The 18,568-nt window shown below is 75.4% G+C and carries 2 protein-coding genes; both read left to right on the top strand.

From position 1 onward, the window contains the following. Positions 1 to 24: 24 nt before the first annotated feature. Positions 25 to 11,403: an amino acid adenylation domain-containing protein gene (locus AB0K21_RS41870; RefSeq protein ID WP_364158263.1), complete on the top strand. Its 11,379-nt coding sequence runs from the start codon at positions 25 to 27 to the stop codon at positions 11,401 to 11,403. Continuing rightward, positions 11,393 to 18,565: an amino acid adenylation domain-containing protein gene (locus AB0K21_RS41865; RefSeq protein ID WP_364158260.1), complete on the top strand. Its 7,173-nt coding sequence runs from the start codon at positions 11,393 to 11,395 to the stop codon at positions 18,563 to 18,565. The genes AB0K21_RS41870 and AB0K21_RS41865 overlap by 11 nt, the downstream gene beginning before the upstream one ends. Positions 18,566 to 18,568: the final 3 nt, after the last annotated feature.

The following is an 18,568-nucleotide window of genomic DNA, read 5'->3' as shown; positions in this document are numbered from 1 at the left end:
AGCCATCCCGAGGGGACGATGAGCATGCCCGAGCAGACCGGTGTGGATCCCACCCCTCCGGGACGGCACACGCCACCGGAGGACCACTCCCCGGAACGGGGCCGGGAGCCGTACCCCGCGCTTCCGGTGCACGAGCTGATCGCGGCGCAGGCGGCCAGGACGCCGGACGCGGTGGCGGTCGAGTGCCGCGACCGGCGGCTCGGCTACGCGGAGCTCATGGCGCTGGCCGGTGCCCTCGCCGGCCGCCTGCGGCGGCTCGGCGTGCGGTCCGGCGAACCGGTCGGCGTGGCCGTGCCGCGCGGCGTCGAACTCGTCGCGGCGCTGGTCGGCGTGCACCTGGCCGGGGCGGCCTACGTGCCGCTCGATCCCACCCATCCGGCCGACCGGCTCCGCTACGTGCTCGACGACGCCGGGGCGAGGGTACTGGTCACCTCCGGCGCCGGCGGGGTGGCCGCGGCCACCCCGCCGGCCACCCCGCCGGTCACCCTGGTGCGGATCGACGACCTCGCGGAGCCCGAGGTGCCCCCGCCGTCCCCGGTGGCACCTCGGGCGGTGGCGCCGGACGACCCGGCCTATCTCATCTACACCTCGGGGTCGACCGGGCGGCCCAAGGGCGTGCTGGTCTCGCACCGGGCGCTCACCAACTTCCTGTGGTCCATGCGCGCGCGGCCGGGGCTGGCCCCCGGCACCGTCTTCCCGGCCGTGACCACCGTGTCGTTCGACATCGCGGCACTGGAGCTGTTCCTGCCGCTCGTCGTCGGAGGGCGCGTGGTGGTCGCCGAACCCGAGGACGCCCGCGACCCGGAGCGGCTCGCCGCCCTGCTGGACCGCATCGGCGCGACCGTGATGCAGGCGACCCCGACGACCTGGCGGCTGCTGCTCGACGGCGGCTGGAGCCCGCCCGCCGGATTCACCGCGCTCTGCGGCGGCGAGCGGCTGCCCGCCGAGCTCGCGCGCCGCCTGTGCGCGGCCGGCGCGCGGCTGTGGGACCTGTACGGGCCGACCGAGACGACCGTGTGGTCCTCGGTCGCGTTCCTGGAGGACGGCGAGGTGCGCGACTTCGCCCCGGTGGCCAACACGACGCTGCACGTCCTGGACGACGGACTGAACCCGGTGCCCGCCGGGGCGAGCGGAGAGCTGTGCGTCGGTGGCGACGGCGTCGCGGTCGGCTACCACCGCAGGCCGGCGCTGACCGCCGACAGGTTCGTCCCCGACCCCTACGGCACCGTGCCGGGCGGACGGCTGTACCGCACCGGCGACGTCGCCCGGCGGCACCCGGACGGCAGGATCGAGATCCTCGGCCGCACCGACGACCAGATCAAGATCCGCGGACACCGGGTCGAGCCTGGCGAGGTCGAGGGCGTGCTGGCGGCCCACCAGGGGGTGCGGTTCGCGGTGGTCCAGGCGATCGAGACCGGCGCCGGGACGAGCCTCGTCGCCCACGTCCAGCCGGTCGACCCGGCCGCGCCGCCCTCCGCGCCGGAGCTGCGTCTGCACTGCGCGCGGCTGCTCCCGCCGTACCTGATCCCGGCGGACTTCCTCGAGGTGGCGGAGTTCCCCACGACGCCCAACGGAAAGATCGACCGGGCGGCCCTGCGGGCGATGCCCGCCCCCGCGGCCACGGCGGGACGCGAACCGGGGACGCCCGCGGAACGCGCGGTGGCGGCGGCGTTCGCGGAGGTGCTCGAACGCCCGGTGGCCGACGCCGAGGCGGACTTCTTCGCCCTGGGCGGGCACTCGCTCTCGGCCAACCTGGTGGTCGGCCGCCTGCGCGCCGAGCGGGGGATCGAGCTGCCGGTCGCCGCGCTGTTCGAGGCCCGCACCGTCGAGCGCCTCGCCGCACGGCTGGAGAGCGCCGGCCGCGCCCTCCCGCCGGTGCCGGTCGCGCCGCGGACCGGTCCCGCGCCGCTCTCGTTCGCGCAGCGGCGGATGTGGTTCCTGCACCAGCTCGACCCGGAGGGCACCTCCTACCTGGAGCCCCTCGCGGTGAGGGTGCCGGGCCCGCTGGACCCCGACCGGCTGCGTGCCGCGCTGACCGGGCTCTTCGAACGTCACGAGATCCTGCGCACCCGCTACCCGGCCGAGGGCGACGGCGAGCCGGCGCAGGTCGTCGAGCCGGCCGGGCCGGTCCCGGCGCGGATCGAGGACGGCGACCCCCGGCAGGTGCTCGCCGAGGAGATGACCCGCCCCTTCGACCTGTCCGCGGCCCCGCCGGTCCGGGTCCGCGTGGTCCGCGACGCCGGCGGCGAGCACACCGTGCTGTTCACGCTGCACCACATCGCGACCGACGACCGGTCGCACGAGGTGCTCGCCGGAGAGCTGGTCGCGGCGCTGGAGGGCAGGCCGCTGCCGCCGCTCCCGGTCCGGTACGCCGACTACGCGATCTGGCAGCGCGACCGGATGGCGGGGTCCGCCGCCGAGCTCGTCGAGCGGGAGCTGGGGTTCTGGCGGGAGCGGCTGGCCGGGATGGAGCCGACCGAGCTGCCGGCCGACCGGCCGCGCGCCGCGGTCCGCGACCCGAGAGCCGGTACGGTCAGGTTCGCCGTCCCGCCGGAGCTGGCGGCCCGCCTCGACGAACTCGGCGGCGGCCACGGGGCGACGCCGTCCATCACGCTGCTGGCCGGCTTCCTCGCGATCCTGGCCCGCTACACCGGCCAGAGCGACCTGGCCGTCGGCGTGCCGGTCTCCGCGCGGAACCGGCCCGAGCTGGACGGTCTCGTCGGCCTCTTCGTCAACACCATCGTGGTACGGGCGCCGCTCGCCGACCGGGCCACCTTCGCCGACCTGCTGGCGGAGGTCCGCACGAGCGCCACGGCCGGGTACGCGCACGCCGAGGTGCCGTTCGAGCTGGTCGTCGAGGAACTCGCGCCGCAGCGCGACCTGTCCCGCAACCCGCTGTTCTCGATCATGTTCGCCACGCACGAGGCGGCGGCCCGCCCGTCCGGAGTGGAGCTCCCCGACCTGCCGGGTGCCAAGTTCGATCTGGGCTGCCATCTGACACGGCGGCCGGACGGCGGCCTGGACGGCCGGATCGAGTACGCGGCCGCGCTCTTCGACGCCTCGTCGATGGCGGGCTTCGCCGACCACTACGTGCGGCTGCTGCGGGCGGCCGTCGCGGCACCGGACACACCCGTGCGGCGGCTGCCGCTGCTCACCGGCGCGGAGGCCGCGGCGCCCGTCCTGGCGGGCGAGCCGGTGCCGGACGACTCCGGCACCGTGCCGGAGCTGATCGCGGCCCGCGCGGCCGTCACCGAGGGGATCGCCGTCACCGGCGGCGGAACCACCCTCACCTACCCCGAACTGGACCGCGAGGCCAACCGGCTGGCCGGCCGCCTCCGCGCGCTCGGCGCCCGCCGCGGCACGCTCGTCGCGGTCCGGCTGCCGAGAACCGCCGACCTCGTCGTCGCGCTGCTGGCCGTGCTCAAATCCGGGGCGGCCTACATCCCGCTCGACCCGGCCCATCCGGCCGAGCGCCTGGCACAGGCGCTGGCGGACTCCGCCGCGCCGCTGCTGGTCGCGACCGCCGACGCCGCCCCGCTGCTTCCCGCGGGAGTCCGGCTGGTGGCGCTGGACGACCCGGCCGAGCGGGCCGGGATACGGGCCTGCCCGCCGACCGCGCCGGACGCCCGGCCGCACCCGGACGACCTGGCGTACGTGGTCTACACCTCGGGATCCACCGGCCGCCCCAAGGGGGCCATGGTCACCCACGGCGGTCTGGCCGGCTACACCCGCTGGGCCTGTGCGGAACTGCGGCCGGGGGACGGGGCGGGGTCGCCGCTGCACACCTCCATCGCCTACGACCTCGCCCTCACCTCGCTCTACCCGACGCTGGCCGCCGGAGCCCCAGTGCGGCTGGTGGACGAGGAGGCGGCCGGTGTCGAGCAGCTGGCGCGGGCGCTGGCCGACGGCCCCTACGGCGTCGTCAAGCTGACCCCGACCCACCTGGACCTGCTGGCCGGGACGCTCCCCGCCGACGTGCTGGCCGCCGCGGCCAGATGCCTGGTGGTCGGCGGCGAGGAACTGCGCGGCGAACAGCTGGCCACCTGGGCCGCGCACGCCCCGGCGACCCGGATCGTCAACAGCTACGGTCCGAGCGAGACCGCCGTCGCCTGCTGCGTGCACGTCGTGCCCGCGGGCGAGACGGCGCCGGGTCCGGTCCCGATCGGCCGGCCGATCCCCGGCGCCACCGTCCACCTGCTCGACGACGCCATGCGCGCGGTGCCGCCCGGCGTGGCCGGCGAGATCTACGTCGGCGGGCGCGGGGTCGGTCAGGGCTACCTCGGCAGCCCGCGCCTCACCGCGGACCGCTTCGTACCGGATCCGTACGCGACCGAGCCAGGGGCGCGCCTCTACCGGACCGGCGACCTCGCCCGGCGTCGACCCGACGGCACCCTGGTCTTCCTGGGGCGCGCGGACCAGCAGATCAAGATTCGCGGCTTCCGCGTCGAGCCGGGCGAGATCGAGGGCGTCCTGGCCGAGCACCCGGCCGTCCGCGCCGCCGCGGTGGTCGCCGACCGGTCCGACCCGGGCAACCCGAGGCTGGCCGCGCACATCCTCCCGGCGGGCCCCGGCGTACCGCTCTCCGAGCTCAGCACCTACCTGGCCGAGCGGCTCCCCGGTCACCTGGTGCCCACCCTGTGGGGGACCCTCGACGAGCTGCCGCTGCTCGGCAACGGCAAGCTCGACCGCCGGGCGCTGCCCGCCCTGGCCCCGCTGGGCGGCGCGGAGACCTACACCGCGCCCGCCACCCCGGCGGAGCGGACCATCGCCGAGGTGTGGGCCGAGGTGCTCGGCGCCGGCCGGGTCGGCAGGCACGACCGCTTCTTCGACCTCGGCGGGCAGTCGCTGCTCGCCACCCGGGTGGTGGCCCGGCTGCGCGAGCGGTTCCCAGTGCCGGTCTCGGTGCGGGACGTGTTCGCCGCGCCGACCGTGGCCACCCTCGCGGACCTCGTCGCCGCCCGGACGCGCGCCCAGATGGAGGAGATGTTCGGGGCGTCCGCCGGGGCGCGGCGGCCGGAGACGCCGCGGGAGACCGTCCTCTCCTCGCCCGTCACCCCCGCGGACAGGTCCCGCCCGTTGCCGCTCTCCTTCGCGCAGCGCGGCCTGTGGGTGCTGGACCAGCTGCGCCCGAACGGGACGGAGTACCTCGTGGTGACCGCGCTGCGGCTGCGCGGAGAGCTCGACGTCGACGCGCTCGGGCGGGCGCTGACCCGGGTGGCCGAGCGGCACGAGATCCTCCGCACCCGCTACGTCGCGGGCTCCGACGGCGAGCCCGCGCAGGTCGTCGACCCGCCGTCGCGGCTCCGCCCGGTCGCCGAGGACGCGGACCCGGCCGCGGTCCTCGAAGCGGAACTGGCCACGCCGATCGACCTGGCACGCGGCCCGGTGCTGCGGGTCCGGTTGATCAGGGCCGGCGCCGGCGAGCAGGTCGAGCACGTCCTGGTGCTGGTGACCCACCACATCGCCACCGACGGCTGGTCGAGCGGCATCCTGGCGACCGAGCTGGCGGACGCCTACTCGGGCCGGGACCTGCCGGAACCGGCCCTGCAGTACGCCGACTTCGCCGCCTGGCAGCGCGAGCGGTTCGCCGGGCAGGCGCTGGACGGCGCACTGGCGCACTGGCGCGGCAGGCTCACCGGCCTGGAGCCGACCGAACTGCCCACCGACCGGCCCCGTCCCCCGGTCGGCGACCACCGGGGGGCGGTCCTCCGCTTCGACGTGCCGCCCGCGCTGGCCGGGGCGCTGGAGGAGATCGGCAGGCGGGCCGGGGCCACCCCGTTCACGACCTACCTGGCGGGCTTCTACGCGCTGCTCGCCCGTCACACCGGGCGGCGGGACCTGGCGGTCGGCGTGCCGATGTCCGGCCGCGACTCCGCCGAGGCCGAGGGGCTGATCGGCTTCTTCGTGAACACCGTCGTGCTGCGCGCCGACCTCACCGGAGACCCGTCGTTCAGCACGCTGCTCGGCCGGGTCCAGGACGTCGTCGCCGAGGCGTACCAGCACGACGAGCTGCCGTTCGAGCGGCTGGTGGAGGAGCTGGCACCGAGCCGCGACCTGTCCAGGCACCCGCTGTTCCAGCTGCTCTTCGCGTTCCGGGAGGAGGGCGAGGAGCGGTTCCGGCTGCCCGGGCTGGACGTCTCGCCCGAGCCGGTGCCGTGGCGCACCGCCAAGTTCGACCTCACCATGGAGCTGACCCGGCGCGCCGACGGCGGCCTGACCGGCGAGATCGAGTACGCGACCGCGCTCTTCGACCGGGCCACCGCCGACCGGCTCGCCCGCCACTACCTGACCCTGCTGACCTCGGCGGCGGCCCGGCCGGACGGCGCGCTCGGGGAGCTGGAGCTGCTCGACGACGCGGAGCGGCACGCGCTCACCGCCGGTGCCGGCGGCCCCGTCCGGAGCAGGCCCGACCTCGGCCTGCCCGAGCTGGTCGCCCGCCAGGCGGCCCTGGCCCCCGGCCGGGTCGCGGTGGAGTGTGACGGGGCCGCGCTCACCTACGGTGACCTGGACGCCGCCGCCAACCGGCTCGCTCACCACCTGCGGGCCGCCGGCATCCGCCGTGACGACGTGGTGGGCGTCTGCCTGCCCCGGCGACCGGAGCTGGTCGTGGCGCTGCTCGGGGTGCTGCGCGCCGGAGCGGCCTACCTTCCGCTCGACCCCGCCCACCCGGCCGACCGGCTGGCCTGGATGCTCCGGGACTCCCGGGCGCGGCTGGTCGTCGTCGGCGCCGAGCCGTCTCCGGCGAGCGGCCACGGCACGCCGGTGCTGAACCTGGCCGCCGAGCGGGCCGGCATCGACGCCCGCCCCGGCGAATCCGCGCCGGTCGGCACCGACCTGGACGGGCTGGCGTACGTCATGTACACCTCCGGCTCCACCGGCCGGCCCAAGGGGGTGGCCGTACCGCACCGCGGCATCCGCAACCGGGTGCTGTGGACGGTCCACGAGCACGGGCTCGGCGCCTCGGACCGGCTCCTGCAGAAGACGTCGGTCACCTTCGACGCCTCCGTCTGGGAGTTCCTCGGACCGCTGGTGTCCGGTGGCACCGTGGTGCTCCCGCCGGACGGGACCGAGCGCGACCCGGCGAGCATGGTCGAGGCGCTGGTCCAGGGCCGGATCACCGTGCTCCAGGGCGTCCCCTCCTTCCTGCGGACGCTCGCCGACGAGCCGGGCCTGGAACGCTGCGGCACGCTCCGGCTGCTCTTCTCGGCCGGTGAGCCGCTGCCCGGCGAGCTCGCCGCCCGCCTGTCCACCCGGCTGAGGACGGCGCTGGTCAACACCTACGGCCCGACCGAATGCTCGATCGACGTGACCGCGTGGTCGTACGAGCCCGGCGACGGACCCGGCATCGTGCCGATCGGCAGGCCGCTGGACAACACCCGCGTGGTCGTCCACACGCCGGACGGCAGGCTCGCCCCGGTCGGCACGCCGGGTGAGCTGCACGCCGCGGGGGACGGCCTGGCCCGCGGCTACCTCGGAAGGCCGGGACTGACCGCCGACCGGTTCGTACCCGACCCGTACGGGCCGCCGGGCGCCCGCGCCTACCGCACCGGCGACGTGGTGCGCCGCAGGACCGACGGCGCGCTGGAGTTCCTCGGCCGGGCCGACCGCCAGGTCAAGATCCGCGGTGTCCGGATCGAGCTGGACGAGGTCGAGGCCGTGCTGTCCCGGCATCCCGCGCTCGCCGCGGCCGTGGTCGAGGCCAGGCGGGGACCCGACGGCCTGCCCCGGCTGGTCGGCTACCTGGTGGCGCGGGGCGAGGCGCCTGCGCGGCGGGAGATCCGCGAGTTCCTGCTCGCGCGGCTGCCCGAGCCGTACGTGCCCTCGGTGCTGCTCACCGTGGACCGCCTGCCGCGGACCTCCAGCGGCAAGATCGACCGGGCCGCGCTGCCCGACCCGGACGGCGTCCGGCTCCCCGGCCGGGCCGTCCCCGCGGCGCCGCGCACCCCGGCCGAGAAGATCGTGACGGATGTGATGGCCGAGGTGCTCGGGCTCGACGTGGTCGGGACCGGCGACGACTTCTTCGACCTGGGCGGCCACTCGCTGCTGGCGATCCGGATCGCGGCCCGGCTGCGGGCCGCGTTCGGCGTCGCCCTGCCGGTCCGCGCCGTGTTCGAGGACCGCACCGCCGCCGCGCTGGCGGCCAGGGTCGACGGCCTCGGCGTCCAGGCCGCCGGCGAGATCGTCCCGCTGGACGCGGAACGGCGGGCCGGACCGGTCCCGCTCTCCTTCGCCCAGCAGCGACTGTGGTTCCTCGATCTCCTCGACCAGGGCGGCCGGTATCACGTGACCTGGGCGTTCCGGCTGTCCGGGCGGCTGGACGCGGACGCCCTGGCCGGCGCGCTGACCGGGCTGTTCGCCCGGCACGGCGCCCTGCGCACCCGCTACCCGACCGGGCAGGACGGCGGCGCGGTCCAGATCGTGGATCCGGCCGCCCCCGTTCCGCTGCAGGTCGTCGACCTGTCCGGCGCGGACTCCGAACGGGTGGCCACGCTCGTCCGCTCGCTCGCCGAGCGGCCCTTCGACCTGGCCGGGCAGGTGCCCGCGCTGCCCTACCTGATCAGGCTCGGCGCCCGGGAGCATGTGTTCCTGCTGGTCATGCATCACATCGTCGCCGACGCCTGGTCCGAGCAGATCATGGCGCGCGAGCTCTCCGAGCTCTACGAGGCCCGGGTGCAGGGCCGGCCGACGGTGCTCGGGCCACCCCCGCTGCAGTACGCCGACTACGCGTCCTGGCAGCGTTCCCGGCTGACCGGCGAGGTGCTGGACCGTGAGCTGGATCACTGGCGTGATCGGCTGGCCGGACTGCAGCCGCTGGAACTGCCCGCCGACCGGCCCCGGCCGCCGGTACGCCGGGGCCACGGCGCGACCGTCACCTGCGACATCCCCGCCGAGATCGCGCAGCCGCTGCTGGCGCTCGGCCGGCGGCAGGGCGCGACCGCGTTCATGACCTTCCTGAGCGTGTTCGCCGCGATGCTCGGCCGCTACACCGGTGCCACCGACGTGGCGATCGGCACGGTCGTCGCCGGTCGCGGCCAGGCGGAACTGGACGACGTCGTCGGGTTCTTCGTCAACACCGTCGTGGTGCGGGTGGACCTGGCCGGCGATCCGACGGTGACGACCCTGATCGGCCGGGTCAGGGAGAGCGCGCTGGACGCCTTCAGCCACGACGAGCTGCCCTTCGACCGGCTGGTGGAGGGGCTGGCCCCGCAGCGGGACCTGTCCCGCTCACCGCTGTGCGACGTCACGTTCGGGCTGCGCGAGCAGGCGCCGGAACCGCCGCGCCTGACGGGGCTCGACGTGCGGCCGGTCGCCGTCGAGCGGACCACGGCCAAGTTCGATCTCACCTTCGGCCTCGTCGCCGGCGCCGACGGCGGCTACCGGGCCGAGCTGGAGTACGCCACGGACCTGTTCACCGAGGCGACGATCCACCGCCTCGCCGGACATTTCCGGACCCTGGTGGAGTCGGCGGCGACGGCACCGGAGCGGCCCGTCAGCCGCCTCGACATGCTGGACCCCGCCGAGCGCGGACGGCTGCTGCGGGACTGGAACCCGCGGGCCACGCCGGCCGCGCGCGAATCCCTGCACGAGGCGTTCGCCGCCCAGGCCGCCCGCACCCCGGACGCGCCCGCGGTCGAGTACGCCGGTGAGCGCCTGACCTACGCCGAGCTGGACGACCGGGCCGCCGCGCTGGCCGGGCGGCTGCACGCCGCGGGGGTGCGCCCCGAGGACCCGGTGGCCGTCTACCTGGACCGGTCACCGGCGGCGGTGACCGCGCTGCTGGCCGTGCTGCGGGCGGGCGGGGTGTACGTGCCGCTGGACACCGCGCAACCCGCCGAACGCCTGGCGGCGATGCTCGGCGACCTGCGGCCCGCGGCGGTGCTCACCGACCGCCGGACGCTCCCCCTGCCCGTCTCGGTCCCGGTCCTCACCGTCGGAGGGACGGCCGGCGAGGCGGGGGACGCGCCCCCCGGCGACCTCCCACCCGGCGACCCCGGTCGCGCCGCGTACATGATCTACACCTCGGGCTCGACCGGCCGGCCGAAGGCGGTCGTCGTCCCGCACGGCGCGTACACCCACCACTGCCGCGTCCACGCGGACGCGCACGACATCCGTCCCGGGGACAGGGTGCTGCTGCACGCGCCGCTCATCTTCGACCCGGCGATGGCGCAGATGGGCGCCACCCTGCTGGCGGGCGCCACCGTGGTGATCGGCGCCCCGGGCGTCGTCGCCCCCGCCGACCTGCCGGACCTGCTGGCCGAGACCGGGGTGACCCATGTCGCGCTCGCGGCCACCTACTACCGCGACGTGATGACCGGCATCCGGCCCGGCGACCCGAGGCCGGCCGCGCTGCGCGTGCTGGCCGTCGGCGGCGAGGCGGTCGGTTACCAGGACGCCCGGCTCTGGCTGGCCACCGGCCTGCCCGCCAGGTTCCTCTGCGTGTACGGCCCGACCGAGGCCACCATCGGCGGCCTGTGCCATCCCGTGACCCCGGCCGAGGTGGCCGCGGCGGCCCCGGACGCGGGCCTGCCGATCGGCCGCCCGCTGCCGGGCACCCGGGCCTACGTGGTGGACGCGGCGTTCAACCCGGTGCCCGTCGGCGTGGTCGGCGAGCTCTGCCTGGGCGGCCCGAGGGTCAGCCGGGGGTACCTGCGGCAGCCGGGGCCGACCGCCGATCGTTTCGTCCCCGACCCGTTCGGCGAGGAGCCCGGAGAACGGTTGTACCGGACGGGAGACCAGGTCAGGTACCGTCCCGACGGGGTGATCGAGTTCATCGGCCGGATCGACGCCCAGGTGAAGCTGCGCGGGTTCCGGATCGAGCTCGGCGAGATCGAGACCGCGCTGGCCGCGCACCCCGGCGTCCAGGCGGCCGCCGCGGCGGTGCAGGAACTCGCGCCGGGCGACCACCGGCTGGTGGGATACGTGGTGCCGGTGCCCGGGGCCGGGACCGACTCCGGGCCGTCGTCGCCGGAGCTCCGCGCCCACCTGCGCGACCGGGTGCCGGAGTATATGGTGCCCGCGCTGTTCGTGACGCTGGACGGGCTGCCCGCGACCGCGGGCCAGAAGGTGGACCGCCGCGCGCTGCCGGTGCCCGACCCGGGCACCGCCCTCGCGCCGGAGGAGGCGGTCCCGCCGGGCACCGAGGTGGAGGAGGCCATCGCCGGCGCCTGGGCCGACGTGCTGGGCCTGCCCGCCGTCGGCGTGGAACACGACTTCTTCGAACTCGGTGGCCACTCGCTGCTCGCCACCCGCCTGATGGCCCTGCTGCAGGACCTGTTCGGACTGGAGATCCCGCTACGCGTCCTGTTCGAGGCCACCACCGTCCGCGCGCAGGCCACCGCGCTGGAAGGGCTGGCCGAGGCCGCCGCCCCCACATCGTACGAGGGAAGAGACGATGAGCACTGACGTGACCAAGCCGGAGACGAGCGCGGGCGCCGGGCTGCTGAGGGATCGCCTGCGTTCCCGGCGCGCGGCGGGGCGGGAGGGCGTCGTCCCGGTCCTGCCTCCCGGCGTTCCACCGCCGCTCTCCTTCGCGCAGCGGCAGTTCTGGGTGCTGGACCGGCTCCGCCCGGGGGGCACCGACTACCTGGTGCCGCTGGTGATCCGGCTACACGGTGACCTCTCCGGCGTCGACCTGGGCGCGGCCCTCGACGAACTGGTACGTCGCCACGAGATCCTGCGCACCCGCTACACCACCGAGGGGCCCGACGCCGAACCGATCCAGACGATCGACCCGCCGGGACCGGTGGATCTGGTCTTCGACGACCTCACCCCGGCCGAGTTCGACGCCCTGCTGGAGGCCGAGACCGGCACGCCGTTCGACCTCGCCGCGGGCCCGATGCTGCGCGCCAGGCTGGTACGGCTGGCACCCGAGGAACACGTACTGGTCCTCATGCTGCACCACATCGCCGTCGACGGCTGGTCGGGCGGCCTGCTGGTACGCGAGCTGGCCGCGCTGGCCACCGGAGAGGAGTTGCCCGCGCCCGGTCTGCGGTACGCCGACTTCGCGGCCTGGCAGCGCGACCAGCTCTCCGGTGAACGGCTGGAACGCGACCTCGACCACTGGACGGAGACCCTCCGCGACCTGCCGGCGCTGGAACTGCCGACGGACCGGCCGCGCCCGGCGGTGTGGGAACCGGCGGGGGAGACCGTCCGGTTCGACATCCCCGCCGAGATCGGGCACCGGGTCCGGGTCCTGGCCAGGGAGCACCGGGCCACGCCCTTCATGGTCTACCTGGCGGCGTTCTGGTCGCTGCTGCACCGGTACACCGGCCAGGCCGACTTCGCCGTCGGCAGCCCGGTGGCCGGCCGGACCCGCGCGCAGACGCACGACGTGATCGGCCCGTTCGTCAACCTGCTCGTGCTGCGAGCCGACCTGTCCGGCGACCCGACGTTCGCCGAGCTGCTCGATCGCGCCCGCGGTACGGCCCTTGAGGCCTTCGCCCGCCAGGACGTCCCGTTCGAGCGGGTCGTCAACGCGCTGGCGGCCGGCCGGGACCTGTCCACCCACCCGCTGGTCAGCGTCAACCTGACCCTGCAGAACAACGAACCGCTGAGCTTCACGGCCGGGGCGGTCTCCGGCGAGCTGGTCCCGGTCCTGGCGCGCCAGGCCAAGTTCGACCTGAGCTGGACGCTGGAGGAGAGGCCGGACGGTTCGGTCGCGGGCGAGGCCACCATCGCACGCGCGCTGCTCGACCCGGACACCGCGCGGCGGATGGCCGAGCACTACGTCCGCCTGCTCGGCGCGGCCGTCGCCGACCCCGGGACGCGGGTGAGCGAACTGCCGCTGCTGGGCGCCGCGGAACTCGACCGGCTGGTCCGCGGGCCGGTCGTCCCGGCGCTCGGCGAGCCCTGCCTGCACGAGCGCTTCGCCGCCCGGGTGCGGGAGCGGCCCGGCGCGATCGCGGTGACCTTCGACGGCCGGCACCTGACCTACGCCGATCTGGAGGCCAGGGCCAACCGGCTGGCGCACCGGCTGGCGGAGTTCGGCGTGGGCCGCGAGGACCTCGTGGGGATCTGCCTGCCGCGCGGCGTCGACATGCTGGTCGCCGTCCTCGCGGTGCTCAAGGCCGGGGCGGCCTACCTGCCGCTCGATCCGGACCACCCGGCCGAGCGGATCGAATTCCTCATCCGGGACGCCGCCGCCCGTGTCGTGGTCACCGAGACCGCGCTGGCGGAACGGGTGTCCGGGCACCGCCTGTGTCTGGACGACGCCGACGAGATCGGCCGCATCGCGGCGCTGCCCGCCGAGGCGCCCGCGCTCCGGACGCACCCCGGCGATCTCGCCTACGTCATCTACACCTCCGGGTCCGCGGGCCGCCCCAAGGGTGTCCAGGTGACCCACGCCAACGCGGTCCGCCTGTTCACCGTGACCGAGGACGACTACGGCTTCGGCCCGGACGACGTCTGGGCGCTGTTCCACTCCTACGCCTTCGACTTCTCGGTCTGGGAGATGTGGGGCGCGTTCCTGTACGGCGGACGCCTCGTCGTCGTCCCCTACGAGGTGTCGCGCTCGCCCTGGGACCTGGCCGTGCTCCTCGCCGACGAGGGCGTGACCGTGCTCAACCAGACACCGTCGGCGTTCCGCTCGCTGGTCGATCTGGCCAGGCGCGGTGAGGCCGCCCTCGACCGGCTCCGGCTCCGGCTGGTGATCTTCGGCGGGGAGGCGCTCGACGTCGGCATGCTCGAACCCTGGTGGAACAGGTACGGCGCCGAGCGGCCGAGGCTCGTCAACATGTACGGCATCACCGAGACGACCGTGCACGTCACCTACCGGCCCCTCGGCCCGGCCGATCTGGCGGGGGACCGCAGCCCGATCGGGCGGCCCCTCGGCGACCTCACCCTGCACGTGCTCGACGGGCGGATGCGTCCCGTGCCGGTCGGCGTGCCGGGTGAGCTGCACGTGGGCGGCGCCGGTGTCGCCCGCGGCTACCTCGGCCGTCCCGCGCTGACCGCGGACCGCTTCGTGCCCGATCCCTTCGGGCCGCCGGGCTCCCGGCTCTACCGCTCGGGAGACCGGGCGAGGTGGCGGCCGGACGGCGACATCGGCTTCCTCGGCCGCCTCGACGACCAGGTGAAGATCCGCGGGTTCCGGATCGAGCTCGGCGAGGTCGAGGCGTGCCTGTCCGGCCATCCGGACCTGGACGACGCCGTCGTCACCGTGGACGAGAGCGTGCCCGGCGAACACAGGCTCATCGGCTACGCCGTGCCTAGGGACAGCGCGCGGATCGGCGCGGCGGAGCTGCGCGCGTACACGGTCGAGCGGCTGCCCGGCCACATGGTCCCGGCCGCCTTCGTGATCGTCCCGAAGCTGCCGCTGACCGCCAACGGCAAGGTCGACCTGCGGGCGCTGCCCGCCCCCGACGGCTCGCGGCAGGACCGGGGCGACGGCTACGTCCCGCCGCGGACCGAGGCGGAGACGGCGATGGCCAGGATCTGGGCCGAGGTGCTCGGCATCGAGCGGGTCGGCGTGGACGACAACTTCTTCGAGCTCGGCGGCGACTCGATCCGCGCGGTCCGCCTCGTCGGGGCGCTGCGCGCCGGCGGCCTCGACTACTCCGTGCAGAGCCTGTTCCGGCATCAGAACATCGCCGACCTGATCCTGGGGGGCGACGGCGACGCGACCCGCGTCGAGCGGGCCGGCACGCCGCCGTTCGCGCTGATCGGCGCGGAGGACCGGGCGAAGGTGCCGGCCGGAGTGGTGGACGCCTATCCGATGGCGCGGGTCCAGGCCGGCATGGTCTACGAGCTGCTGGCCGATCCGGACGGCAACCCCTACCACAACATCACCAGCTACCTGATCCGTGATCCCGGCGTCTTCGACGCCGCGGCGTTCGCCGCCGCGACCGAAGAGGTCGTGGCCCGGCACGACATCCTGCGCACCTCGTTCGACCTGGCGACCTTCTCCGAACCGCTGCAGCTCGTGCACGACCGGGTGGAGGTCGAGGTCGGGTACGCGGACCTGCGCGGTGAGTCGCCGGACGAGCGGGAGGCGAGCATGACGGCGTTCCGGGCGGCGGAGCGCGCACGGCTCTTCGACCTCGGCGCGGCACCGCTGCTGCGCGTCCACGCGCACCAGGTCGGCGACGACCGGTGGTACTTCTCGATCACCGAGTGCCACGCGATCCTGGACGGCTGGAGCCACAACTCGATCATCACCGAGGTGCTCGACCTCTACCGGGCGATCCGCGACGGCCGGCCGGTGCCCGCCGAGGAGCCGAGCGCCGTCAGGTACGCCGACTTCATCGCGCAGGAGCGGCACAGCCTGACCGGCCGGGCCGACCGGGCGTTCTGGCGGGACCGGCTGGGCGGCGCGAACCGGCTGACCATCCCCGCCGCCTGGGCCGACCCGGACGGGCCGGGGGCGTACTCGACGGTCGTGCCGTTCCACGACATCGAGGCCGAGCTGCGGCGGGTGGCCACGTCGGCGGGGACGTCGCTGAAGAGCGTGCTGCTCGCCGCGCACGTCGCCGTGTGGCGGGCGGTCGCCGGTCCGGGGCCGTTCTACTGCGGCCTGGTGTGCAACGGCCGTACCGAGGTCGAGGGCGGGGACCGGGTCCGCGGCATGTTCCTCAACCCGGTGCCCTTCGTCGCCCCGGCCGGGGCGGCCACCTGGCGCGAGCTGGTCGAGGCGGTGTTCGCCGAGGAGGTCGAACTGTGGCCGCACCGCCGCTTCCCGCTGCCCGAGATGCAGCGCGAGTTCGGCGACGGGCAGCGGGTGCTCGACGTGGCCTTCAACTACCTCGACTTCCACGTACTGGACCGGGAGACGGTCGACACCTCCGGCAGCACCGACGTCAGTCCGAACGAGTTCCCGCTGGCGGTCATGAGGGGCGCCCAGGGGCTGGTGATCGCCACCAAGTCGTCGTGGGTCGGGCGCCCGTACGCCGAGCTGCTCGCCCGGATGTACCGGCGGGCGCTGACCCTGATGATCGCCGATCTCGACGGCGACGCCGGTGTGTCACTGCTCCCGGCGCGCGAGCGGGAACGGCTGCTGACCGGCGGGGTGGACCGGACCCGGGCGCCCCGGCCGCGCCGGGGTGTGCACGAGCTCTTCGCCGAGCAGGCCGCGCGGATCCCCGACGCGGTGGCGGTCGAGGCGGCGGGTGCCACGCTGACCTACCGGGAACTGCGCGACCGCGCCTGGCGTTGGGCGGCCGGCCTGCGCCAGGCGGGCGTGCGCGCCGGGGACCTGGTCGGGGTGTGCCTGCCCAGGGAACCCGACCTGGTGGCGGCCGTGCTCGGCGTCCTCGCGGCGGGCGCGGCGTACGTCCCCATCGACCCCGGGCACCCGGCCGACCGGATCGCCGCGCTGGTGCGCGACGCCGGGCCGCGGGTCGTGGTGAGCGGCACCGAGATCGCCGGGGCCGTCGTGGTCACCCCCGACCGGATAGGTCACGCCGAGCCGGTCGCCGAGCCGCACCGGCCCGATCCGGAGGAACTGGTCTACGTCGTGTACACCTCCGGGTCGACCGGCCGCCCCAAGGGGGTGATGGTCCGGCACGGCGCGCTCGCCGACCGGGTCTGGTCGATGCGGCGGAACCTCGGCCTGGCCGTTCACGACGTGGCGGCCGCGGTCGTGCCGATGGTGACCGACGTCTGCCAGCTCGCCGTCTTCACCACCCTCGCAGGCGGCGGCCACCTGGTGCTGGCCGGTGAGGACCTCGGCCGGGACCCGGTCTCGCTCGCCGGGCTGCTGCGCGGCAGCGGCGCCAGGTTCCTGCAGGCCTCGCCCACCACCTGGCGGATGCTGACCGAGTCGGGCTGGTCCCCGCCCGCCGGATTCCGGCTGCTGTCCGGGGGGGAGGCGATGAGCGCCGACCTGATGACCCGGCTGCGCGCCACCGACGCCCAGGTCTGGGACATGTACGGCCCGAGCGAGGCGACCGTCTTCGCCTTCGGCACCCGGATGACCGATGACGGGCCCGTCTGGGTGCCGGCCGCCGACACCACCGTGTACCTGCTCGACCGGGACTCCGAACCGGTGCTCGACGGGGTGTCCGGAGAGATCTTCGTCGGTGGCGACGGGCTGGCCCGGGGGTATCTCGGCAGGCCCGCCACCACCGCGGACGTGTTCCGGCCCGACCCGTTCGCCGCCGGGCCGGGCGGCAGGATGTACGCCACCGGCGACATCGGCAGGCGCGGCCGCGACGGCCGGATCGAGATCCTCGGCCGGCGCGACCACCAGCTCAAGATCCGCGGGTTCCGGGTCGAGCTCGGCGAGGTGGAGAACACCCTCGCCGGCCACCCGGACGTCCGGGCCGTGGTGGTGCACCCGGTCCCCGGGCCGCAGGGCGAGCAGCGGCTCGCCGCCTACCTGATCCTCCTCGGCGGCGGCGCCGCCGAGGAGGTGCGCCGCCACGCCGACCGGGTGCTGCCCGGGTACATGGTGCCGACCCACTTCGTGGTCCTGGAGTCCTTCCCCCGCCTGGCCAACGGCAAGGTCGACCGGGCCGCGCTGCCGGTGCCCGGTTCCGACCGGCCGAGGGTGACCACGCGGTACGAGCCGCCGGACGGCCCGGTCGAGACGGCGATCGCCGAGGTCTGGGCCGACGCGCTGGGCGTCGAGCGGGTGGGCCGCGACGACGACTACTTCAAGCTGGGCGGCCACTCGCTCCTCATGCTCCGGATCGTCGCCCGGCTGGCCGGGGAGCACCGCGTCGAGGTGACCTTCCGCGACTTCCTGGAACACCGCACGGTACGCGGCCTGGCGGCCGCCGCCGCGACGGAGCGGACGAGGCCGTCGGTGCTGCTCCGGCTCAACGACCAACAGGAGGGCACGCCGCTGTTCTGCGTCCACCCCGGCGGCGGGAGCGCCCACTGGTACCGGCATCTCGCCGAGGTGTACGCGCCGGAACGGCCCCTGGCGGCCTTCGAGTGGCCCGGGCTGCACGGCGACCACGGTCACGCCACGAGCGTGCCGGAGATCGCGGCCGTCTACCTGGCGGAACTGCGGGCGGCGCGGCCGAAGGGCCCGTACCACATCCTCGGCTGGTGCGCCTCCAGCGGTATCGCCTGGGAGATGGCCCGCCAGCTGCACGAGATCGGTGAACGGCCCCGGCTGATCCTGATCGACCCGTTCGAGTACGCCTCGGCCGGCGTCAACCCGCTGCTGGCCAACCTGGAGGTGCTGCGCCGGGCCGAGGGGCTGCTCGCGGACCTGCGGGACGGGGCGGGCGGCGAGCAGGCGCGTGCCGAGGTCATGGCCGTGCTGCGCGAGGTGATCGATGACGGCGACCTGCTGGTCGACGGCGAGGACCTCGACCTCGGCGAGGGCTGGACGCACTGGCTGCGCTCCTGGCGGGAGATGCTGGAGGCCCGCTCCCGCTACCGGTTCGCCGCCTACCCGGGCACGGTCGACCTGATCGTCTGCGAGGAACTCGCCGCGGGCGGCTACCAGACCATTCTCGGCCGGTCGTTCGACGACTACCTGGACCAGTGGCGGCGGCAGGCCGCCGGGGTGCGGGTGCACCGCGTCCCCGGCGACCACCGGACGGCGCTCTTCCCGCCGCAGGTGTCCATCCTGGCGACCGCGCTGACCGCGGTCATCGACAACCACGAGGAGTGAGTC

The organism is Streptosporangium sp. NPDC049248 (genome assembly GCF_040678965.1).
GTDB lineage: Bacteria > Actinomycetota > Actinomycetes > Streptosporangiales > Streptosporangiaceae > Streptosporangium > Streptosporangium fukuiense.
The sequence above is the reverse complement of the archived record's forward strand: the minus strand, read 5'-3'. Positions and strand labels throughout refer to the sequence as shown.